Consider the following 22,444-nt stretch of genomic DNA (forward strand, 5'->3'; position numbering starts at 1 on the left):
AAACCCTAACCCTGAGCGGCGAGGAGCGTGGTCCTCGCCTTCTCCGTCTGCGAGACTTCGGCCGCCGGAATGTGGAAGTCGCGGTGATAATTGAAGGTATGGCCGATCGCCGTGGCGATGAGGCAGACGAAGCTCAGCGCCGCCAGCCACCAGATGTACCAGATCAGGCCGAAGCCGAGCGCGACGCTGAAGGCGGCTAGGATGATGCCGGTCCCGGTGTTGCTGGGCATGTGGATCGGTTTGAAGCCGGCGAGCGGCCTGATGTAGCCGGCCTGCTTCATGTCCCACCAGGCATCGTTGTCGCGAATGACCGGCGTGAAGGCGAAATTGTAGGCGGGCGGCGGTGAGGAGGTCGACCATTCGAGCGTGCGGCCGTCCCAGGGATCGCCGGTCGGATCGGCAAGCGCCTCACGCCTGCGGATGGAGACGAAGATCTGGATCAGGAAGGCGGCGATGCCGCAGGCGATCAGCACCGCGCCGAAGGCGGCGATGACGAACCATATCTGCAGCGAGGGATCATCGAACACACGCATGCGGCGCGTCACGCCCATCAGGCCGAGGATGTAGAGCGGCATGAAGGCGAACCAGAAGCCGACCACCCAGCACCAGAACGAGACCTTGCCCCAGAACGGATCGAGCTTGAACCCGAAGGCCTTGGGCCACCAGTAGGCAATGCCGGCGAACAGACCGAACAGAACGCCGCCGATGATGACATTGTGGAAGTGCGCGATCAGGAACAGGCTGTTGTGCAGCACGAAATCCGCCGGCGGCACGGCAAGCAGCACGCCGGTCATGCCGCCGACGACGAAGGTGAGCATGAAGGCCAGCGTCCACATCATCGGCAGCTCGAAGCGGATGCGGCCCCGGTACATTGTGAACAGCCAGTTGAAGATCTTCGCCCCGGTCGGGATCGAGATGATCATCGTGGTGATGCCGAAGAAGGAATTGACGCTGGCGCCCGAGCCCATGGTGAAGAAGTGGTGCAGCCAGACCAGGTACGACAGGATGGTGATCACCACCGTGGCGTAGACCATCGAGGTGTAGCCGAACAGGCGCTTGCCGGAGAAGGTCGAGGTGACCTCGGAAAAGACGCCGAACAGCGGCAGGATGAGGATGTAGACTTCCGGGTGACCCCATATCCAGATGAGGTTCACATACATCATCGGGTTGCCGCCGAAGTCGTTGGTGAAGAAGTTGGTGCCGACATAGCGGTCGAGCGCCAGCAGCGAGAGCACCGCCGTCAGCACCGGGAAGGAGGCGACGATCAGCACGTTGGTGCAGAGCGATGTCCAGGTGAAGACCGGCATGCGCATCATCGTCATGCCGGGCGCGCGCATCTTGATGATCGTGCAGATCAGGTTGATGCCCGACAGCGTCGTGCCGACACCCGCCACCTGCAGCGCCCAGATGTAATAATCCACACCGACGTCGGGACTGTAGCCGATGCCGGAGAGCGGCGGATAGGCAAGCCAGCCGGTGCGGGCGAATTCGCCGACGAACAGCGAGGCCATGACGAGGATGGCGCCGCCGACCGTCATCCAGAACGAGAAATTGTTGAGGAATGGGAAGGACACGTCGCGCGCCCCGATCTGCAGCGGCACGACGAAGTTCATCAGCCCGGTGACGAAGGGCATCGCCACGAAGAAGATCATGATGACGCCGTGGGCGGTGAAGATCTGGTCGTAGTGATGTGAGTTCAGGTAGCCCTCGGAGCCGTTGAAGGCGATGGCCTGCTGGAGCCGCATCATGATGGCGTCCGAGAAGCCGCGCAAAAGCATGACGAGGCCCAGCACCATGTACATGATGCCGATCTTCTTGTGGTCGACGCTGGTGAACCATTCGCGCCACAGATAGGTCCAGAGCTTGAAATAGGTGATCGCGCCGAGAAGCGCGATGCCGCCGAGCGCCACAGCGACGAAGGTGGCGACGACGATGGGTTCGTGCAGCGGCAGCGACTCCAAGGTGAGGCGGCCGAAAATGAATTTGGTCAGCGTTTCGGGCATCGGCTGTCTCTCACAATTCACGCCGCAGCAGGCCGAGAGGCGGCGTATCCGCCTCGGCGCTGCGGCTGTCTGTTCCTGGCCGGAGCAGCCCCGCCCCGCGAAGCGGCGACAGGTTCTTCGCCGGCCAATAGCTCGGCCAGCCATCGCGCGACGCGCGTGAGACGGCAGCCGCCTCTTCCGCCGTGCAGATGCTGGCGACATAGGAGGGGTCGTTTCCGAACACCGCGCCACGCCGCGCGAGCTTGTCGTATTGCAGCGGCAAGGTGTTGCGCACACCGGCAAGACCGAGACCACCCTTGGCGTCGATCGACATCATCTCGTTCATGCACATCTTACCGCGCTCGACGCACAGATTGAGGATGGCGCCATAGAGGTCGGGATCGACGGAGGCGTAGTGCCGGACCGGTTCGTTCTCGCTCGGCTTTTCGAGTTCGAGATAGCTGTCGCGGTTGAGCGCCGCCGACGCGGTCCTGGCCTGTGCCACCCACTGGTCGAAGGCCTGGTCGGACAGGCCGTGGAAGGCGAAACGCATGCCCGAAAAGCCGGCGCCGCTGTAGTTGGCGGAGAAACCGCTATAGGTGCCCGGCCGGTTGATGACGGCGTGCAGCTTCGTCTCCATCGCCGGCATCGCGTAGATCTGTCCGGCAAGGGCTGGGATGTAGAAGGAATTCATCACCGCCGACGAGGTGATGCGGAAATCGATCGGCTGGTTGACCGGCGCCGCCAGCTCATTGACGGAGGCGATGCCGTAATCGGGATAGATGAAGAGCCATTTCCAGTCGAGCGCCACGACCTCGACCCTGAGGGGCTTGTGAAGCTGAGTGACGGGCTGGCCGGGTTCGATCCGGTCGATGCGGCGGTATGGGTCGAGCAGGTGGGTGCCGAGCCAGGTCAGCGCACCAAGGCATATGATGATGAGGAGCGGTGCCGCCCAGATCACCAGTTCCAGTTTCGTCGAATGGTCCCAGTCCGGCGCATAGGTCGCCGAGGCGTTGGATTGCCGGTAGCGCCAGCCGAAAAAGACCGTCAGCGCCATGACCGGCACGATGATGATCAGCATCAGCAGGGTCGAGACCACCAGCAGGTCGCGCTGCTGGGCCGCGACATCGCCCGCCGGCGCGAGCACGACCATGTCGCAGCCGCTCAACAGCCCGGCCAGGGAAAGCAGAAGCAAGGCTCCAAATCGTTTCATCAGACACTGCCCTCGATGGATCGCCGCAGCGCGTTGCGATGTTGCAGTGCGGTATCGACAGAGGGCTACTGCCGGCGACGGCACGGTGACATTGGACAATTTGTCCAATGCCCAGCCGGGCCGGGTCTGGCGCAGTGTGCATTGCACAATGGGATTGCTACAAATGCGTCCCGGGTATTTCATCCACGCGGTGGCGACGGACAAGATGGCTCAGACTTCGACTGCCGAAACAAACAGCGAGTTGATCGGCTCGCATCATGGCCAGGTCAGCGCGGGCGATATCGCGGTCGGCGTGATCGTGGGCAGGACGTCGGAATTCTTCGACTTCTTCGTCTATGCGATCGCGTCCGTCATCGTGTTCCCCAAGCTGGTGTTTCCGACGCATGATCCGCTCGTCGGAACGCTCTACTCCTTCGCCATCTTCGCGCTGGCCTTCATCGCCCGTCCGTTCGGCTCCGTCCTGTTCATGGCCGTCGATCGCGCCTACGGTCGCGGTGCGAAACTGACGATCGCGCTGTTCCTGCTCGGCACCTCGACCGTCGCCATCGCGTTCCTTCCCGCCTATGGCGATATCGGCGCGGTCGCGATCTGGCTTTTGGCGCTGGCACGCATCGGGCAGGGCGTGGCGCTCGGCGGGACGTGGGACGGCCTGCCCTCGCTGCTGGCGCTGAACGCGCCACGGAGCCGGCGCGGCTTCTATGCCATGATCCCGCAACTGGGGGCTCCGATCGGCCTCATCGTGGCCAGCGCTCTCTTCGCCTTCTTCGTCGCCAACCTGTCGGCCGACGACTTTCTTGCCTGGGGCTGGCGCTATCCGTTCTTCGTCGCGTTCGCCATCAATGTCGTGGCCCTGTTCGCCAGGCTGCGCATCGTGGTGACGCCCGAATTCTCGAAACTGTACGAGAGCGGCGACCTCCAGCCGACGCGCATAAGGGACACGATCAGGGCCGAGGGCCGCAATGTCGTTATCGGCGCCTTCGCGCCGCTGGCGAGTTTCGCCCTGTTCCACATGGTGACGGTGTTTCCGCTCTCCTGGGTGTTCCTGTTCACAAATGAGGGGCCGGCGCGCTTCCTGGCGATCGAGGCGGTGAGCGCGCTGTTCGGCATCGCCGCCATCGTCGCGTCAGGCCCGCTCGCCGATCGTGTCGGACGCCGCGCGCTGCTCGGCGGTTCGGCGATCGCCATCGCGACGTTCAGCGGCTTTGCCCCGCAGCTGCTGGATGGCGGCACCGTTGGCGAGGCCCTGTTCATGGTGCTGGGCTTCATCCTGCTGGGGCTGAGCTTCGGGCAATCGTCGGGTGTCGTCGCATCGAGCTTTTCGCGACAGCATCGCTATACCGGTTCGGCGATAACCTCGGATCTCGCCTGGATGTTCGGCGCCGGCTTCGCGCCACTCGCGGCATTGCTTTTGGCCGGCAATTTCGGCCTCATCGCCGCGGGCGCCTACCTGCTTTCGGGCGCGGCCTGCACCTTGCTTGCCTTGTGGATCGATGGACGGCGTTCGGCCGCGGACCGTCCGACCGACTGAACGCTCTATGGCGGCGAGGGTCAGCGAGCGTCGCAGGGCGGCTGCCCCGCCGGTCAGCGGAACATCGAACCGCCATCGACGTCGAGCGCCGCGCCATAGACGAAGCTCGCGGCGTCGGAGCACAGGAACAGGATCGCGGCGGCCATGTCGTCGGGCCGGCCCATCCGGCGTATGGGCAAATTGGCCGCGATGCGGTCCTTGAGGGCCGGATCGATGTGGGAATGCATCGGCGAATCGGTCGGCCCCGGATTGAGGGCGTTGATGCGCACCGCCTTTCCCGCCAGTTCGCGCGCGACCGACTTCACCAGCGACAGCGTGCCGGCCTTCGAGGCCGCATAGGCCGTGTCGGCGATAAGGCCGCCACCGCCATGCACGCCGGCGTCCGATGCCACGCAGACGATGTTTCCCCCGCCGCTGCCCTGCATGCGCTGCACCGCGCCCTGGACCGTGAAGAAGGTGCCCAGCAAGTTGACGCCTAGCACGCGCTGCCAGTGCGCCCAATCCTGGTCGGGGATTCGCTTGGCGGTGATGATCGCGGCACAGGTGACGACATTGTCGAGCCGCGCCAGCCTGGCATCGCAATAGTCGAACATGCGCCCGATGCTGTCGGGATCACCCATGTCGGCCACCACCTTGTGCGGCGTCCCGGCCATCCCGCCCAGCTCGTCATGGCGCCTCGCAAGGCCTTCCGCATCACGGTCGCACATCACGACCTCGGCCCCCTTGGAGAGGAATGCACGGGCGGTTTCGAAACCCATGCCGCTCGCGGCACCGGTCACCAGCACGGTCTTGCCGGCAAAGCTGTCCGGGGCAAATGTGGCGTATACGTCGATCATGATTTCTCCATGAGATCGAAAGAGGGATGGCCAGCCGTAGGCGAGGCCTGTGACGTTGGCGCGAGCCGGTTCAGGCCTTCAGGTGCAGCGTCACCAGCACTGTACATTCGGCGCCGCTGTCGAACCTTGCCGCGACGCGCAGCCAGTTGCCGAAATGGGCTAGCCGCGCCATCGCCACGGCGTCGCGCTCCTTTGGCATCGGAAACTCGGTGCCCTCGCGCAGCCAGTGCATGCCGTCCGGCGAGACCTCGACCCATGCCGTGGCGATGGGGCCGACGGGTTGCTTGAGTGCCCGCACGAAGAAGATCGCCTCGCGCGCCCATCCCGCCTCGTAGGGCTCGCTGGCGGCTTCGCCACGCCAGCACTCGTTGCGGGAGACGACCGCGGTGATGTTCTCGGGCAGCATCAGAAATCTCCCGAAATGCAGATGGAATCGACGTAGAGGAAGGCCCGTTTGGCGACGTCGGTTTCGGCGAAAAGGCCGAAGTTGAGCATGCACCACAGGTTCTTCATCGCCGGGAGGCGGATCGAATCGAAACCCGAGAGATCAAAGCTGCGATCGTTGCACCTGAGCCCGAGCGCCGTCATCGTTGCCAGATCGAAATCGAAGCACAAATACGTCCAGTTCACCTTGGTGGGGATTTCGTTGTAGCAGAGACGCTGCGATCCGCCGGGAAGATCGACCCAGCCTTCCGGCGACAGATGGTAGTGGCTGATCGTCTTGTTGTCGGTGCCGATCGGGGTGATCCTTTCGGTCTTGCGCTTGTACTGCCATTTCTGCAGATGCTGGCCGTCGAGCGCGTTCAAGAAGCGCAGATGCGGCATGACGCGATCGTTGTTGCCGTCCTGGTCCCCACCCTGCAGATCGAAGAGGAGGCCGACGGAGCGCACGTCGGTTTCGGACAGCTTCAGCGTGTTGGCCTCCGGCTTGAAGGTAAAATAAATTTCGAAACGGATCGGCCCGCGTTTGCGGAATGTGTGGCGTTTGATGGCGACGTTGCGGGCGCCCGCCACCGGTCGTGTCGCTATCTTGAGGGCATAGGACGAATCCATCCCGCCATGCGAGCCGGCGTCCCAATGGGCGAGCGTCGACAGCATCGCGCTAGTGTGCTGCGCGTAGCCCGGCAGCATGGTGTCGAGATCGTCCTCGTAGTTGCCGACAAGCTGCGACCAGCCGCAATGACCGCGCGCGAAATTGTCGAACGACAATATCCGCGGCAGCGGATCGAAACGGCTGAGCGCGGGGTCCGCGCGCAGCAGCGCCAGGCGCATCGCCTCGGTCAGGTCGCCGGTCTGGTCTGGAGTCTGGTTCTTCATCTGGTCTTCGGCCTCATTCGGCTTTCAGTTTCTTGACGGCTTTCCAATCGATTTCGATGCCGAGTCCGGGTTTTTGCGGGACATCGAGCGTGCCGTTCTTCTGCCTGACGCAGCCGGGCGCGAGATCGGCCAGATGCGTCTTGAACGGGCTGGCATCACACTCGCATTCCATCACGCCGAAGTTCGGCATCGCGGCAGCCATGTGGACGCTCGCGGTCTCGCAGACGATGCCGGACATGCCGATATGCGGAGCGTAGCGGACGTCATGCGCGGCGGCATATTCGGCCATGCGGCGCGTCTCGGAGATGCCGCCGGCGCGCGCCACGTCGGGCTGCAGCACCGACAGTGTGCGGTTGGCGATCAGGCGTTGCGCCTGGTCGAGGGTGAAATTGCTCTCGCCCGCGGCCAGCGGTACGTCGCAGCGCCGACGCAATTCCTCATAGCCCTGCTCGTTCTCCGGCTGCAGCGGCTCCTCGAACCAGAAATAGCCATTTGCCGAAAGCGCACGGCCAACCTCGACGGCCTCGTCCAGATTGTAGGCCCAATTCGCATCGACACAGAGCCCGATCGCGTCTCCGGCCCGCTTGCGGATGCGCTCGATGCGCTTGCAAGCGTCGCGCACAGGACGCGCCATCTTGACCTTGATGCGTGTAAAACCCTCGGCCACGTAACGGTCGAGTTCAGCGTCGGCGGCTTTGTCATCAACCCAGTTGACGGCCGCCGCGTAGACGTCGATGCGATGACGTCCGACGCCGCCAAGAAGTTTGGCGATCGGCTGTCCGGTTGCCTTGCCCAGTATATCCCATAGCGCGATATCGACGCCGGCGATGGCCTCGATCAGCATACCGCCTGCCCTGCCCGACAAAGCGCGGCGCATCGACTGCCACAAGGCGCCGATATTGCGGGCGTCCTGGCCGAGCAGGCGCGGCCTGAGCGAGCTTTCGATCAACTCGACATAGGCCTTGGGTGAAAATCGCGCCAGGGTTTCGCCGACCCCGACAATGCCGTCTGTGGTGCGCACTTCGACCAGAACCAGCGACACCTTTTCGTAGACGCCCCATGAGGTGACCGTAGGCCTGGGCAGCGTCTGACTGAGGGGATGGGCTATCACCTCGGCAATCTTCAACGGCCCGGCCGCGGTTGGATCGCTCATGCGCATCGATATCAGATTTCCCTCGTCCCTGCGGATGGCTCGTCATAACGCTCACTTATAAACTTAGCAACCAGAAAACTTAGTTGCTATGTTTGAGACAATCGTGCTAGGCAGCCAAAAGAGGATCCCGAATGGTCACAGAAGCAGCACGCAAATCGATTTTCGCCGTGAAGCCCGCGAGCCCATCACGCCTTGCGGATGGGGTCTCCGATGCAATCGCAGCGGCGCTGTTCGACGGACGCATCGCCCCTGGCGAGGCGTTACCGCCGGAAGGCGAGATCGCCCGGGAGTTCGGCGTCTCCAAGCCGATTGCACGCGAGGCGCTGCGCCAGCTGACCAGCGCGGGCCTGGTGTCGACGCAGCAAGGCAAGGTCGCGCGCGCCAAGGCACTCAGCGGCGAGCCGATGGACCGCATCTATGCCTATGCCGTCCGTTCAAGCCTGACGCGGCTTCAGGAAGCCAACGAGATGCGCCGGGTCATCGAGGTCGGCATCGCCCGGCTGGCCGCCGAGCGCCGCGACCCTCGGGGGCTGGACCTAATGCGCCAGGCTTTGCTCGACATGCGGGCCGGCATTGGCAAACCGGGTGATTTCACACAGGCCGACATCATGTTCCACCTCGGCCTCGCGACAGCCACTGGAAATTCCATGATCCGCATCCAGATGGAAGGGATGCGTTCGGTCCAACGGGAGGTTTCGGAGCTGTTCTCACGACGCTCCAATCGCACCGAGGCGGATTGGCGCGCCACCGTTGAACGGCACCAGGCAATCCATGACGCGATCGCGGCGGGCGACACCGACCTCGCGGACCAGCGCGTCCACGAACACTTCGACGCGGCCGACATCGCTTCGTTCGAGGTCGCCGACAAGCTCGGGGAGCCGTCGCCTTGAGCCAGGACCGTTTTTCCCTTGCCGGTCGTCGAGCGCTGGTCACCGGCGCCAGCTCCGGCATCGGGCGCGCGGTTGCGATCGCCCTTGCCCAGCAGGGGGCCACGGTCGCGCTGCACCATTTCGGCGACGCCGCCGGAGCGCGCGACACGGCTGCGGCCATCGGTCCCGGCACCGTTGTGCACGAGGCCGATTTCACCGACAGCAGGGCAATGTCGGCCTTCGCGGACGAAGTCGGCGACGGCGCCATCGACATCCTGGTCTCGAACGGCGCGATCGAGCGGCGCCGTGCCTGGGACGAAGTCGACGAAGCGCATATCCAAGCACATGTCGCGGCCAACTTCACGGCCCTGCTCACCTTGGCCACGCGGCTGGTTCCAGCCATGGCAAAGCGCGGATGGGGGCGCGTGGTGGCGACCGGCAGCGTGATGGCGAGGCGCCCGCGCGCCGAAACGATCGTCTATGCATCGCTGAAGGCCGCGCAGCTGACGGCGGTGCGCGCCATGGCGCGTGACGTCGCGCCGCACGGCGTCACCATGAATGTGGTATCGCCCGGCGCGATCGAGACGGAGGCCACCGCCGAGCGGTACCGGGACGCCGCTTTCCGCCAGGCGGTTGCGGCGAAGATTCCCGCCGGACGCCACGGCCAGCCCGACGACGTCGTCGGCGCTTTCGTTTTCCTGTGCAGCGACGCCGCCCGCTACATCACCGGTGCCGACATCCCCGTCGACGGCGGTTGGACGATCGGTGACGCGCCCGGTGCCTTGCCAGGAGCGACAGCATGACCACACGCCGCCGGCCGGGCCATTGATATCGCGCCCACAGTTGTTGAGTGACCATCAGCGTTTCGGGAGGAAATCATGAAGACCGCAATCAAGCTCGCACTATCGGCCGTGGCGCTGTGCGCCCTATCGGCACAGTCGATGGCCCAGGAACTCCGGATGACGGTGTGGACCGGCAACGAGGCCCATCTCAAGATGCTGAACGGCATCGCCGCGGGTTTCATCGCCAAGCACCCGGGCGTCACGGTGAAGTTCGAGACCGTTCCGGTCGCCGACTATACGCAGAAGCTCACCTTCCAGGTCGCCGGCGGTAACGCCCCCGATATCGCCTGGATGATGGAAGATGCCGCACCGGCCTTCGAGAACGCCGGCCTGCTCATGGACATCGGCCCGACGCTGAAGGCGACCGAGGGATTCAATTTCGAGGATTTCTCCGAGCCGGCGATGGCGCTCTGGCAAAACGACGGCAAGGTCTACGGCATGCCGTTCTCGACCTCGCCTTTCCTGATCTACTACAACAAGGACATGTTCGACAAAGCGGGTCTCGAAGATCCCAACCAGCTTGCCGCGAAAGGCGAGTGGAACATGCAGAAATTCCAGGAGGTCGCCAAGAAGGTCACCGACGCCAATCCCGGCAAATGGGGCTTCGAGTTCAAGGACGGCGAAGGCTATGCATCGCGCATGACGCACGCCTTGCTGCCACCCGTGCGCGCCTATGGCGGCGATCTGTGGGCCAACGGCCAGTGCGGCCTGGACAAGCCGGAAGCGGTGGCCGCCGTCAAGCAGCTCCACGACATGGTGTTCAAGGACAAGTCGATCGTGCCGCCGGGGGAACAGGGCGACTATTTCTCCGGCAATTCGGCGATGACCGTGAACCAGATCTCACGGGCCTCGAAGATGCCCGAGGCGGGTTTCAAATGGGGCATTGCTCCGCTGCCTTCGGGACCGGCCGGCGAGGCTCCGGTCATCGGCCAGGCCGCGCTGACCGTCTTTGCATCGGGCAAGAACACGGAGCTCGCCGCCCAGTTGGTCGCCGAGATGACCAGCAAGGACAATGTGGCTGTCATGGCGCAGTTCTTCCCGCCGGCCCGCAAGAGCGTCCTGGAGAGCGACGCCTTCGTCAATTCCAACAAGCTGATCCCGCCGGAACAGATGAAGAGCGTGGCCGCCGCGATCGTCAACGGCCGCGTCCATCCCTCGCATGAGCATGTGCCGCAGATCTTCGCGGCGATGGCGCCGCGCGTCGACGCATTGTGGCGGGCCGACGCCAATGTCGAAGAGGCGCTGAAGGGCGTCTGCGCAGCCATCCAGCCGCTGCTCTGACAGGGGCTCCGCTTCGTGGCCGGCAAGGCATTCCGGGACAATGCGGCGCGCGCTGCGGGCGCGCCGTGGCTGACCTTGAAGACCAGGGAAATGCTGGAAGCGTGGCTGTTCGTCAGCCCGACGCTGATCGGCTTCCTGATCTTCTTCCTCGGCCCGCTGGTCGCCATTTTCTACTATTCGACGACCGAGTGGAACCTGCTCAGCCAACAGGCGACGTTCGTCGGGCTCCGCAATTTCCACAACGTCCTGCTGGAGAACCCCGACTTCTGGCATGTCGTGCGCAATTCCGTGATCTTCGCGCTGGGGCTCGTGCCCCTGAACATGGCATTGGCGCTCTCGCTTGCGCTGGCGCTGTCGCGGCCGTTCTTCGGCGTCGTCTTCTTTCGCACGGTATTCTTCGCGCCGGTGGTCACGTCGGCGATTGCCTGGGCGATCGTCTGGAAATTCATGCTGCAAGGTGAAGGCGGCGCCGTGAACCAGATGCTGGCCTGGATCGGCATAAACGGTCCGAACTGGCTGCGCGAGCCCAACTGGGCGATGGCGGCGGTCATCGTCACCCGCGTCATCAAGATGGTCGGGCTCAACATGATCCTCTACATCGCGGCGCTGCAGTCGATACCGCGCGACTACGAGGAAGCGGCGACGCTGGAAGGCGCTTCGCGCTGGCAGGTCTTCCGCATGATCACCTGGCCGCTGCTTGCGCCAACGACGCTCGTCATCATGGTTCTGACGACGATCGGGTCGTTCAAGGTGTTCGACCACATCTACCAGATGACCGGCGGCGGCCCGGAAAACGGCACGCTGGTACTGGCGTTCTACATCTACCAGCAGGGCTTCAAATTCTTCAACGTCGGCTACGCGGCCGCACTGGCGCTGATCATGTTTGTCATCGTCATGGCGCTGACCCTGGTGCAGGTGATGCTGCGGCGGAGGGATATGGAGTGACCGCGCGCCGGACCGAAATCCTCTATCGTATCTGCTGGACCGTGGCCCTGCTGCTGCTGGCGGTGCCCTTCGTGTTCCCGTTCCTGTGGATGATTTCCGGTGGCTTCAAGAGCACCACCGAAATCTTCGGCACGCCGACCTTGATCCCGCGCGTCTGGCGCTTCGAGAATTTTGTGGAAGTGTTCACCTATCAGCCCTTCGCGCGGCAGTATTTCAACTCGCTCTACATTGCCGCGACGGTGACGGCGTTGACCCTGTTCATCGCCTCGCTGGCGGGCTATGCGCTGGCGCGCATCCGTTTTGCGGGTGCGGGCCTTTTGATGCTGTTCCTGGTGATGGCGCTGATGGTGCCGGAAGAGGTCACCATCATCCCGAACTTCTTCCTGATCCGCGCCATGGGCCTGATCGACACGCACTGGCCGCTCATCCTGCTGCCGGTCTTCGGCCCGCAGGGTGTGGTGGCGACGTTCCTGATGCGCCAGTTCTTCCTGGCGCTGCCCAAGGAACTCGAGGACGCCGGCAAGATGGACGGGCTGTCGCGCTTCGGCGTCTGGTTGAAGATCGCGCTGCCCATGTCGCGGCCGGCGCTTGCCGCGGTCGCGATCATCACTTTCCTGCATTCGTGGAACCTGTTCCTCGAACCGCTGATCTTCCTCAGTTCGCTGGAGAAGTTCACGCTGCCGCTGGCGCTGTCCAATTTCAACGACAGCTACGGCCTGCCGCTGTGGAACCTGCAACTGGCGGCGACGAGCCTGGCGGTGGTTCCCATCCTCATCATCTATCTGATCGCCCAGCGCCAGATCATCGAGAGCTTCGCCCTCTCCGGCGTCAAGGGATAAGGGACGTCATGACAAAGGTTCTGCTCAAGGACATCCGCAAGAATTTCGGTACTGTCCAGGTCATCCGCGGCGTCGATCTCGAGATCGAGGATGGCGAGTTCGTGGTCTTCGTCGGTCCCTCGGGATGCGGAAAGTCGACGCTGCTGCGGCTGATCTCCGGCCTTGAGCACATCAGCGACGGCGAACTCCACATAGGCGGCCGCCTGGTCAACGAGGTGCCGGCGGCCAGGCGCGGCGTGGCCATGGTGTTCCAGTCCTACGCGCTTTATCCGCACCTGACGGTCCGCGACAACATGGGTTTCGGCCTCAAGGTCCGCAAGGTGCCGGCCAGCGAACGCGCCCGCCGTGTTTCGGAAGCCGCCGCGACGCTGAAGCTCGAACCGTTGCTCGACCGCTTTCCTCGTCAGTTGTCGGGCGGACAGCGTCAGCGCGTGGCCATCGGCCGGGCCATCGTCGGCAATCCGGACGTCTTCCTTTTCGACGAGCCGCTCTCGAACCTCGATGCCGAACTGCGTGTCCACATGCGCTCCGAGATCGCGGCGTTGCACCAACGCCTGTCGACGACGATGATCTATGTGACCCACGACCAGATCGAGGCCATGACGCTTGCCGACAAGATCGTGGTGTTGCGCGACGGCAGGATCGAACAGGTCGGCTCGCCCCGCGACCTCTACGACAGCCCGCGGACCATCTTCGTCGCTCAGTTCATCGGCAGCCCCAAGATGAACATCCTGCCACTTGCCGACGGACAGCCGATCGCGCTTGGCGCGTCGGTCCCCGCGACGGCCACGTCGGTCGGCATTCGACCCGAGCACCTGTCGCTGGGCCAGCCCTCGAACAGCACGTTACGCGGCAAGGTAAGGCTGGCGGAATATACCGGCGCCGTCACGCTCCTCCATGTCGAGATGGATGGGGGCCAGACCTGCCTCGTCATCCACAATCAAGGACCGGCGCCCGAAACCGGCGCCGAGGTCGGCCTACTGGCCGAACCCGGACATCTGCATTTCTTCGACAAGGAAGGACGGGCGGTCTGATATCTGCCGCGGCGATCAAGCAGCGCGACGCTCCGCGATCCGTGCCTTCGACGATCTATTCCGCCGCCAGCGCCGTGACTTCCCGCCGAAACGGCAATGCGTCGCCGATGTCGGCTTCGTCCAGCTCGCGGGCGAAGCGGTGGCCGGCATAGGTTGCCCATGCGATGGGCCCCGGCGCTTCGGCGTCGCCGATGACCTTGACCGAACGGATGCCACTGTCGGCCCACTCGTTTTCCCGGGCCTTGAGATCGCGCCAAACGGCGTCGTCCTGATTGCGCGACGTGACCAGGACGGCTGCATCGGCTGTCAGATCCTGTTTGGCGCCGGTGTAGACGCAAGCCGTCACGACACCGCCTGAAGCGACACTCACGATGCTCCTGTTGAGGATGATATCGACTCCCAGGTCCGCCAGGCGGCGGTGGATGGCACCCTGCTCCAGCGTATTGCGGGTCCAGTCCGAGACATAGGCCGATGGCGTCACCAAGGTCACCTTCGCCCCCCGGCGCGCCATCAGCTCGGCCAGAACGCCGCCCATGTAATAGTGATCGTCGTCGAACAGCACGACGTCGCCGGAAGGGACCTTGCCGTCCATCAGATCGTCCGGCGTGTAGACCGGCATCGCGGCGTCGATCGGCATCGGCACGACATGGGCGCGGGCGACGCCATCGCGGCGCCAGGTCGATCCGGTGGCGATGGCGACGTTCTGGAAGCCGAAGGACAGGATGTCGTCCGCCGACAGCCGGCTTTCGAAATAGATGTCGACATCAGGCATCTGGCTGAGCTGATACTGCCGATAGTCGCGCACCCTGCCCCAGGCCGACAGGCCTGGAAGTTTGCTCTCGCGCGCCACGCGCCCGCCAAGCTCGGCACCGGCTTCCGCGATGGCCACCTTGTAGCCGCGCAGGCCGAGCGCGCGCGCGGCCTCCAATCCGGCAGGCCCAGCGCCGACGATCAGCACGCTCTCGCTGTCGCCCTTGGCCTGCATGCGCTCCGGGTGCCAGCCTTTGCGCCATTCCTCCATGAAGGTCGGGTTCTGCGTGCAGCGCGAGATCGACATGGTCATGTCTCCGGTGATGCAGATGTTGCAGCCGATGCATTCGCGAATGTCCTCGATGCGGCCTTCCTCGACCTTCCTCGGCAGGAAGGGATCGGCGATCGACGGGCGGGCGCAGCCGATGAAGTCGAGCGTACCCGATTTGATCATCCTCACCATCACGTCGGGCGAGGTGAAGCGGCCGACGCCGACGACCGGCTTCGAGGTCAGTTTCTTGATGCCCGACACCAGGCTTTCCTGTGCCGCCTCTTCCTTGAAGCGCGACGGGCCGGAGCAGTCCTCCCAGGCGCCGTGCGCGAGATCCCACAGATCGGGCAGTTCGGCATGCATCTCGATCATGTCGCGGACTTCCGAATTGGCGAAGCCGAGCTCGCCGACCATCTCGTCCAGCGACAGCCTGAGCGTCAGGCCGCAGGTGTCGCCGATCGCGTCGCGCCCTTCCTCGATCAGCTCGCGCATCAGCCGCGAACGGTTTTCCAGCGAGCCGCCATATTCGTCGCCGCGCTGGTTGGTGGCCGTCGACAGGAAATGCTGGATGATGCCGAAGCCGTGTGCGCCATAGAGGCATACCAGGTCGAAACCCGCCTGCTTCGCCCGTTTGAAGGCATTGCGGTGCCAGCGACGCAGGTCGCGGATATCCTCTCTGTCCATGGCGCGCGCCTGCACCGGATCGTTGGTGAAGGTGCGGATCGGCAGGGCCGACGGCCCGCGCGGAACCTCCTTGGTGTAGAGATTGGGACCGTTGATGCCGGAATAGGCGAGCTGGATGCCAGCCAACGCGCCGTGTTCGTGCATGGCTCTCGCCATCTTGGCCAAGGCCGGAATGTCGGCGTCGTCCCATAGCCGCAATTCGATGAAGGGCGTGATCTCGGAAGTGTGGTGCATCTCCGTCTGCTCGGTGAAGATGACGCCCCATCCGCCCTCCGACTTGACGCGGCGCATCTCGGCCGCGGCCGACGGATCGCGATAGCCGCCGCCATTGCAATGCGGAACCTGATAGAAGCGGTTCTTGGCCGTTACCGGACCTATCTTCATCGGCTCGAACAAGATGTCGTAGCGTGGGTCGCGCATGGTGCTTCCTCCGTGCAGGCCCGGCACCGCCGGTCCCGCCGAGACTACTCATAGATTGGAGCCGGCGCGGGAAAACTACGGATTTCTTCTGCGCCGATTAGGACGCGCCTAATCGCGTGCGCCGGCGCGGATTAGTCTGTGTTGAACCGGGGCTGAGCGAAATGCGACTTCAGGGCATTGGCGGCATGGTGCTAGACAGCCAGGACCCGACAGCGAGACTGGAACATGGACAGTATCAGGATACTCGAAAGGCTGATCGCATTCCCGACTGTGAGCCGCGACTCGAACCTCGACCTGATCGGCTATGTAACCGACTTGCTCGAAGCGAACGGCGTTGCCTGCCAGATCGTCCGCAGCGCCGACGAGCACAAGGCCAACCTCTTTGCCACCATCGGCCCGGCCGACCGGCCCGGTGTCATGCTGTCCGGTCACACCGACGTCGTCCCCGTCGACGGCCAGAACTGGACGCTGCCGCCGTTCGAAATGACCGAGCGCGACGGCAGGCTTTACGGGCGGGGCGCCACGGACATGAAGGGCTTCGTGGCCTGCGCTCTCGCGGCCTCGATCAAGGCTTCCAGGATGGCGCTTCGGACGCCGCTGCATCTGGCGCTCTCCTATGACGAGGAAGTCGGCTGCCTGGGCGTGCGCGACCTGATCGAAATGCTAAGCGCGGCGCCGCGACGCCCGCTGCTGTGCATCGTCGGCGAGCCGACCAACATGCAGGTGGCGACCGGGCACAAGGGCAAGCTTGCCGCTCGCGCCGTCTGCAGGGGACGCGAAGGCCATTCGGCGCTCGCCCCGCTGGCGCTCAATGCCATCCATCTCGGCTGCGATTTCGTGCGCGCTTTGCGCGACGAGCAGGAGCGGTTGGCCCGCGACGGCTCCCGCGACGGCGACTACGACATTCCCTACACGACGGTGCATGTCGGTAAGATCAATGCCGGCGTCGCGCTCAACATCGTGCCCAACCTGTGCCAGGTCGATTTCGAGATCCGCAACGTTGCCGCCGACAATGCCGCCGGCATTCTCGACAGGCTGCGCATTGCTGCGGCGCGCATCGCTGAGGACGCAGCCTCGATCGCGGCCGAGGCCGCAATCGAAATCGAGATCACCAACACCTATCCGGGTCTCGACACGCCGGCCGCATCGGAGGCGGTAGCTTTCGTCAAATCGCTGACCGGTGCCAACGACACGATGAAAGTCGCGTTCGGCACGGAAGGCGGCTTGTTCAGCCGCGATCTCAGTACGCCTGCCGTCGTCTGCGGGCCGGGCTCGATGGCGCAGGGACACAAGCCGGACGAATTTGTCAGCGTCGAACAGCTGCGGCGTTGCGACGGGATGCTGGACAGATTGCTGGAACGGCTCACGGACGGCTGGCCGTGAGCCACTTGGCCGCCCTCACTTCACGATGCGTTCGGTACCGAAGACGCCCTGTTCTACCACGAAGCGGCGGCAGTGGTCGATGAAGGCCTGCACCGTCAGCGTGCGATGCTCGGCGTTGGGCAAGGCAATTCCTATGGTCAGCGGCCTGAGGTCACCCAGCAAAGGCACGAAGACCAGCAATTTTCCGTCCGGCGACATGGTGTTGAGCGGCCGCATATTGGCGATGCCGTAGCCGAAGCCATTGGCGACCATCGAGCGCATCACGGCGATGTCGCCGGTGCGCTCGACGATCCTGGGCCCCAGGCCCCTGGGCTGGAAAGCCGACAGGAAATATTCGCGGCTGTAGGGCAGATCGAGCAGCACCATCGGCTCATCGACCAGTTCCTCGGGGGTGATGCCTGCCTTCGCCGCCAGGCGATGCGCGGCCGGAAGCATCACATAGGCCGGCAACTGCATCAGCGGCTCGAAGGTCATGTCCTGCGACAGCTCCAGATCGTAAGTCAGCGCGGCGTCTATCTCGCCACGCTGCAGCATCTCGAACAATTGGCCCTGGTTGCGTTCGAATTGCCGGACGCGCACATCGGGATAGGCATCCTCGAATTTCTTGCGCAGCGCCGGCAGCACGATCTGCGCGAAAGTGAGCAGGCAGCCGATCGCCAGCGGTCCGCGCACCTTTTCGGCGATGTCGCCGGCAATGTCGTGCAGCGCATCCGCGTCGTTGAGCAGGCGCGCGGCTTCCTTGAGAAACAGGCGTCCGCCCGCGGTGAGCGCCAGGGCATGCGAGTGCTTGCGCACGAAAAGCTGGACACCGAACTCGGCTTCGAGCTGGGCGATCGACGCCGAGATCGACGGCGGCGAGACGTTCACCTGCTCGGCCGCCTTGGCGATCGAACCCGCTTCGCCAACGGCGACGAAATATTCGAGCTGTCTGAGCGTGAAGCGGAGCGGCATGGTTCTATGTTGCCGGTTTGCGGCTGGTGATCAAGTCGCGCCCACTCCTCAGTACTTGATCCAGGTGGTCTTCAGCGCGGTGTATTTGTCCAGCGCGTGCAGCGACAGGTCGCGCCCGAAACCGGACTGCTTGAAACCGCCGAAGGGAGTCATCGGGCTCAGCGCATCGACGGTATTCACGGAAACCGTGCCCACGCGCAGCCTTTCCGCGAGGCGATGCGCCCGCGACAGGCTGTCGGTCCACAGCGATGCAGCCAGGCCGTAGACACTATCGTTGGCGATGCGAAGCGCCTCGTCTTCGGTGTCGAAGGCGATCACCGACAGAACCGGACCGAAGATCTCGTCGCGGGCAAGCGGGTCGTCGGGCGAGACGTTGTCGAAGATCGTGGGCTGCACAAAACTGCCGCGCCCGTCGACGGCGACCCGGTCGCCACCGGCCACCAGCCGTGCCGACTTCCTGCCGCCATCGATGAAACGCATGACGGTCGCGGCGTGGCGCGCGTCCACCATCGCACCCATCCTGGATGCTGGGTCGAGCGGATCGCCGGGCTGGGTCGCGGTTGCGCGCTCTGCCAGTTTCTCGACCAGCGCATCCTTGATGCCGCGTTCCACCAGAAGCCGGGAATTGGCCGAGCAGACCTGTCCCTGGTTGAAGAAGATGCCGAAGGCGGCCATGTCGGCGGCCGCATCCAGATCGCCGCAATCCGCGAACACCAGATTGGGGCTCTTGCCACCGGTCTCCGGCCAGACCTGCTTCATGTTCGACTGGCCGGAATATTGCAGGAACATCTTGCCGACAGCGGTCGACCCCGTGAAGGCAAGGCAATCCACATCCATGTGGCGGCCAAGCGCCTGGCCAGCCGTCTCGCCGAGGCCAGGCACCACATTAAGAACGCCGGCGGGCAGGCCCGCTTCCATGGCAAGCTCGGCCAGCCTGAGCGCCGAGAATGGCGATTGCTCGGCGGGTTTCAGCACCACCGAATTGCCCGCCGCCAGCGCGGGCGCGCATTTCCAGGTCGCCATGTCGAGCGGAAAGTTCCACGGCACGACGGCGCCCACGACCCCAAGCGGCTCACGCCGCACCAAGGCGAGGTCGCCCGGGCCCGTCGGCGCCACCTCGTCATAGACCTTGTCTATCGCTTCGGCGTACCACTGGAAGATCGCCGCCGACCCCGGCACGTCGATTGTCGCCGCGTCCTTGACCAGCTTGCCCATGTCCAGCGATTCCAGCAGCGCCAGCTCCTGCAGGTTCTCGCGCAGCAATTCCGCCAGCCGCAGCAGCACCTGCTTGCGATGCTGAGGGCTCGCTCGCGACCAGACGCCAGCCTCAAAACTGCGCCGCGCCACAGCGACTGCGAGGTCGATGTCCTCTTCGCCGCAGGAAGCAACCTCGGCGAGCGTTGCGCCCGTGGCCGGATTGATGCTGGCGAAGGTCCGGCCGGAGCGGGCGGGCACCGCCTTGCCGTCGATGAACGCCCTGTCGCGAAAGCGGATCGCCGACGCCTTGCCGATCCAATCCTTATGACTGAGTTCGCTCATGCCGGCTCCAGATGTCGGACTATTCGTCACCCGGAACGCCATAGCTCGGCGCACCGGACGGATTGAGAGCGCGCGTGACATAGGCGTCGAGCTGGGGCTTGTAGATCTCCCACAGCGCCGCCAGCTGCTCGATCGGACACGACTCGGTCCAGTCGCAACGCAGGTCCGCGACCGGCCATGAAACATCGCGCACCAGCTTCATGCCGGCGGAGCGGATAGGTCCCGCCTCCCCGCCTGCATCGAGCGCGGCCCGCATGGTGGCGATCAGCCGGTCGCCGAGATCGCCTTCGGAGGCGAGAAAGGCGTCGACCATGGCTTGCGGAACCCTGTCGCTGGCAAGCAGGTTGCCGCCGCAGGCGACGTCCTCGCCGCGCGCCTCGGCCCAGATGCCGAGTGCTTTCGGTCCCGAATGGATTGCGCTGCCGCCGGCCGCGTCGACCGCCAGCACCTGCCGGTATTCGCTAAAAGCGGCCGTGCGCTTCAGAATCGCGACGGCTTCAGCGGCGGAGGCACCCCGCGCCATCAGCTCCAGCGCCCGTGGCCCGAGCGTCGGGTCCGTGACGTTCTGGCTGGCAACCGCGCCGACGCCGGCCCGCGCATAGGCGCAGCGTGCCGCGACGGCGGGAGACGACGAGGATACCGCCACCCCGAACATGCCCGTGCGCCGGCAGCGCGCTACTATCGAGAAGGTCATGGCCTAGTCCGGGATGATGGCTGTGCATCATCCGGGATTACGGCGGTGCCGTCGATCTCGACCAGCCATTCCGGCCGCGCCAAGGCCGATACGACAAGGCCGGTCGAAACCGGATGCACGCCTTTGATGTATTCGCCCATCGTCCGGTAGACGGCTTCGCGATGGCGCACGTCTGTCAGATAGATCACCACCTTGACCAGATGCTCCATCGTGCCGCCGCATTCCTCGATGAGCTGCTTGATGTTCTGCATGACCTTGTGGGTCTGCTCGACCGGATCGTGGCTGCCGATGTTTTTGGCGGTGTCGAGATCCTGCGGGCATTGGCCGCGCAGATAGATCGTGCGGCCACCTCGCGTGACGACCGCCTGGCAAAGATCATTGTCGAGCTTCTGCTCGGGATAGGTATCCTTGGTATTGAAGGTGCGAATTCGCGTATGCGCCATATTGGTCTCCATCAGGTCGGGCTCGCGGCGTCGTCGGCTTTGGTCAGGCGTCCACGGACTCGCGTTTCGCGGCGGCGTGATAGGCCAGATATTTGCGCTGCGTCGAAATACGGTCGGCCACGTGCTTGGCGTCGTGCCAGACGCCCCAGATAAAACTGGAACCCCTTCTCGATTGCCAGGGCAGGCCCAGGAAATAGATCCCTGGCTCGGTCGAGACGCCGCGGTGGTGCCTTGGCCTTCCCTTCTCATCAAAGGCATCGACCTTCAGCCAACTGTAATCGGCGGCAAAACCCGTCGCCCAGATGATCGCTGCTATCCCGGCCTCGGCCAGGTGCAGTTCGCGGATCGGATTGGTCATGCATTCGGGATCCGGTTCGATCCGGCGGGCAGCGGGCTCTTCGGGAAGGTCGAGACCGTTGCGCGCCACATAGGCGTCGGCCTCGTCCAGCAGCGACATCAGATTGGCATCACCGCGGGCAATGTTCTTCGCAAGATCAGGCGCGAAGCTCATCAGCCCGTCCTGATAGGTCCTTGTCATGCCGACCAAGGTGAGCCCTTGCTTCGCCAGTCGGCGGAAATCGATCGTTTCGCCGCCGCGCGCGCCGCTCACCGCGATCGTCACATGTTCCGTGCCGGGTCCAGGGGTTTCGAGGTCCCATTTGCCGAGAACACCCAGCCACCAGCAGAAATCGCGCCCGCGATAGGCCCGCGGCGGGCGATCGTGCGGGCCGACCGAGAGGTAGACGCGCTTGCCAGCGCGCTGGAGTTCGTCGGCGATCTGCACGCCCGAGGATCCCGCGCCGACCACCAGCACCGAGCCTTTTGGCAGCTGATCGGGGTTGCGGTAGGCGCTGGAATGGATTTGCAGGATGCCTGCCTCCTTGGGGACGAGAGGCGGGATGACGGGGACCTGGAAGGGTCCGGTCGCGGCGACGATGCTGTTTGCCTCGATCAGGCCATCGGACGTCTCGACGCGGAATCCGGGCCGGCCGACATTTCTTTGCACAAGCCTGACCTCGACGCCGCTACGGATCGGCGCATCGATCTGCTTTGCGTAAGCGACAAAATAGTCGGCAACCTCCTCCTTGGAGGGAAAGCCATCGGGACCCGTAATCGGAAACTCCATGCCCGGGAAGCGGTCGTGCCAGGCCGGGCCATTGGCAACCAGGGAATCCCACCGCTGCGAGCGCCAGCGCTCGGCAATGCGGCCGCGTTCGAGAACGAGATGAGGCACCCCGCACTTGCTCAGGTGCTCGCTCATGGCCACCCCCGCCTGGCCACCGCCAACGACAAGCGTGTCTATCGTCTCAACCGACATGCCCAGTCCTCTCCTGACCATCCGACAGCTCCTGCCGCACGGGACGAAAGCCGATTTCCGGCGGCTGGCAGACGCAGCCCGGCGTGATCCATTTCGCCGTGTTCCGGACAAGCCGCTTGCGCCATCCGGTCTCCCTATTGGCGCTCACAAGT

At 64.3% G+C, this 22,444-nt stretch carries 20 protein-coding genes; 8 read left to right on the top strand and 12 right to left on the bottom strand.

Annotated features, from left to right (window positions below; genetic code table 11):
- Window positions 1-5: 5 nt before the first annotated feature.
- Window positions 6-2,003: a cytochrome o ubiquinol oxidase subunit I gene (gene cyoB / locus EN808_RS22725; protein WP_135916932.1), complete on the bottom strand. Its 1,998-nt coding sequence runs from the start codon at window positions 2,001-2,003 to the stop codon at window positions 6-8.
- A 10-nt stretch (window positions 2,004-2,013) separates the two neighbouring features.
- The gene (gene cyoA, locus EN808_RS22730) at window positions 2,014-3,195 is read right to left on the bottom strand and encodes a ubiquinol oxidase subunit II (protein ID WP_135916933.1); all 1,182 of its coding nucleotides are present in this window, start codon (window positions 3,193-3,195) and stop codon (window positions 2,014-2,016) included.
- A 205-nt stretch (window positions 3,196-3,400) separates the two neighbouring features.
- Here cyoA and EN808_RS22735 point away from each other — a divergent pair, with 205 nt between their 5' ends.
- Window positions 3,401-4,723, top strand: a complete 1,323-nt coding sequence (locus EN808_RS22735; RefSeq protein WP_127871029.1) for an MFS transporter — start codon at window positions 3,401-3,403, stop codon at window positions 4,721-4,723.
- Window positions 4,724-4,776: 53 nt separating this feature from the next.
- On the opposite strand, the gene EN808_RS22740 is transcribed toward EN808_RS22735, so the two are convergent.
- The 4 genes from EN808_RS22740 to EN808_RS22755 all read right to left on the bottom strand — a co-directional run bounded on the left by EN808_RS22740 (window position 4,777) and on the right by EN808_RS22755 (window position 8,029).
- Complete coding sequence (locus EN808_RS22740; RefSeq protein WP_127870884.1) at window positions 4,777-5,559, bottom strand: SDR family oxidoreductase; 783 nt, start codon at window positions 5,557-5,559, stop codon at window positions 4,777-4,779.
- Between the two features lie 70 nt (window positions 5,560-5,629).
- Window positions 5,630-5,965 carry a hypothetical protein gene (locus tag EN808_RS22745; RefSeq protein ID WP_127870883.1) on the bottom strand — a complete coding sequence of 112 codons (336 nt, stop codon included), beginning with the start codon at window positions 5,963-5,965 and terminating at the stop codon, window positions 5,630-5,632.
- Window positions 5,965-6,831: a DUF6772 family protein gene (locus EN808_RS22750; protein ID WP_135916990.1), complete on the bottom strand. Its 867-nt coding sequence runs from the start codon at window positions 6,829-6,831 to the stop codon at window positions 5,965-5,967. The genes EN808_RS22745 and EN808_RS22750 overlap by 1 nt, the downstream gene beginning before the upstream one ends.
- Window positions 6,832-6,889: 58 nt before the next feature.
- On the bottom strand, window positions 6,890-8,029 hold the full coding sequence (locus EN808_RS22755; protein ID WP_135916934.1) for a mandelate racemase/muconate lactonizing enzyme family protein: 1,140 nt from the start codon (window positions 8,027-8,029) through the stop codon (window positions 6,890-6,892).
- A 131-nt stretch (window positions 8,030-8,160) separates the two neighbouring features.
- Here EN808_RS22755 and EN808_RS22760 point away from each other — a divergent pair, with 131 nt between their 5' ends.
- From EN808_RS22760 to EN808_RS22785, 6 genes are all read left to right on the top strand, one after another.
- Complete coding sequence (locus EN808_RS22760; RefSeq protein ID WP_135916935.1) at window positions 8,161-8,919, top strand: FadR/GntR family transcriptional regulator; 759 nt, start codon at window positions 8,161-8,163, stop codon at window positions 8,917-8,919.
- Window positions 8,916-9,701: an SDR family oxidoreductase gene (locus EN808_RS22765; protein ID WP_135916936.1), complete on the top strand. Its 786-nt coding sequence runs from the start codon at window positions 8,916-8,918 to the stop codon at window positions 9,699-9,701. Before EN808_RS22760 ends, EN808_RS22765 begins: the two co-directional genes overlap by 4 nt.
- A gap of 75 nt (window positions 9,702-9,776) precedes the next feature.
- Window positions 9,777-11,021 (top strand): sugar ABC transporter substrate-binding protein, encoded by a 1,245-nt coding sequence (locus EN808_RS22770; RefSeq protein WP_135916937.1) that lies wholly within the window; start codon window positions 9,777-9,779, stop codon window positions 11,019-11,021.
- 90 nt (window positions 11,022-11,111) lie between these two features.
- Window positions 11,112-11,966 carry a sugar ABC transporter permease gene (locus tag EN808_RS22775; protein ID WP_127275847.1) on the top strand — a complete coding sequence of 285 codons (855 nt, stop codon included), beginning with the start codon at window positions 11,112-11,114 and terminating at the stop codon, window positions 11,964-11,966.
- On the top strand, window positions 11,963-12,805 hold the full coding sequence (locus tag EN808_RS22780; RefSeq protein WP_127275841.1) for a carbohydrate ABC transporter permease: 843 nt from the start codon (window positions 11,963-11,965) through the stop codon (window positions 12,803-12,805). The genes EN808_RS22775 and EN808_RS22780 overlap by 4 nt, the downstream gene beginning before the upstream one ends.
- Window positions 12,806-12,813: 8 nt before the next feature.
- Window positions 12,814-13,839 carry an ABC transporter ATP-binding protein gene (locus tag EN808_RS22785; RefSeq protein WP_135916938.1) on the top strand — a complete coding sequence of 342 codons (1,026 nt, stop codon included), beginning with the start codon at window positions 12,814-12,816 and terminating at the stop codon, window positions 13,837-13,839.
- A 55-nt stretch (window positions 13,840-13,894) separates the two neighbouring features.
- Here the strand turns inward: EN808_RS22785 and EN808_RS22790 are convergent, their stop codons facing one another.
- Entirely contained in the window at window positions 13,895-15,964 is a 2,070-nt protein-coding gene (locus EN808_RS22790; RefSeq protein ID WP_135916939.1) for an NAD(P)-binding protein, read from the bottom strand.
- 225 nt (window positions 15,965-16,189) lie between these two features.
- Between EN808_RS22790 and argE the strand changes: the two genes are divergently transcribed.
- Entirely contained in the window at window positions 16,190-17,347 is a 1,158-nt protein-coding gene (argE, locus tag EN808_RS22795; RefSeq protein ID WP_135916940.1) for an acetylornithine deacetylase, read from the top strand.
- 15 nt (window positions 17,348-17,362) lie between these two features.
- On the opposite strand, the gene EN808_RS22800 is transcribed toward argE, so the two are convergent.
- Genes EN808_RS22800 through EN808_RS22820 form a run of 5 tightly spaced genes read right to left on the bottom strand, consistent with a single transcriptional unit; the run spans window position 17,363 to window position 22,292 of the window.
- Window positions 17,363-18,298: a LysR family transcriptional regulator gene (locus tag EN808_RS22800; protein ID WP_135916941.1), complete on the bottom strand. Its 936-nt coding sequence runs from the start codon at window positions 18,296-18,298 to the stop codon at window positions 17,363-17,365.
- Window positions 18,299-18,346: 48 nt separating this feature from the next.
- On the bottom strand, window positions 18,347-19,837 hold the full coding sequence (locus EN808_RS22805) for an aldehyde dehydrogenase (protein WP_135916942.1): 1,491 nt from the start codon (window positions 19,835-19,837) through the stop codon (window positions 18,347-18,349).
- A gap of 19 nt (window positions 19,838-19,856) precedes the next feature.
- Window positions 19,857-20,531, bottom strand: a complete 675-nt coding sequence (locus EN808_RS22810) for a DUF1028 domain-containing protein (protein WP_127280565.1) — start codon at window positions 20,529-20,531, stop codon at window positions 19,857-19,859.
- On the bottom strand, window positions 20,528-20,974 hold the full coding sequence (locus EN808_RS22815; RefSeq protein ID WP_127870873.1) for a RidA family protein: 447 nt from the start codon (window positions 20,972-20,974) through the stop codon (window positions 20,528-20,530). The genes EN808_RS22810 and EN808_RS22815 overlap by 4 nt, the downstream gene beginning before the upstream one ends.
- Window positions 20,975-21,017: 43 nt before the next feature.
- Window positions 21,018-22,292, bottom strand: coding sequence for an NAD(P)/FAD-dependent oxidoreductase (locus tag EN808_RS22820; protein ID WP_135916943.1), 1,275 nt, complete (start codon window positions 22,290-22,292; stop codon window positions 21,018-21,020).
- Window positions 22,293-22,444 lie beyond the last annotated feature (152 nt).

Origin of the sequence: Mesorhizobium sp. M8A.F.Ca.ET.165.01.1.1 (assembly GCF_004792065.1) — a bacterium.
Classification (GTDB): Bacteria; Pseudomonadota; Alphaproteobacteria; order Rhizobiales; family Rhizobiaceae; genus Mesorhizobium.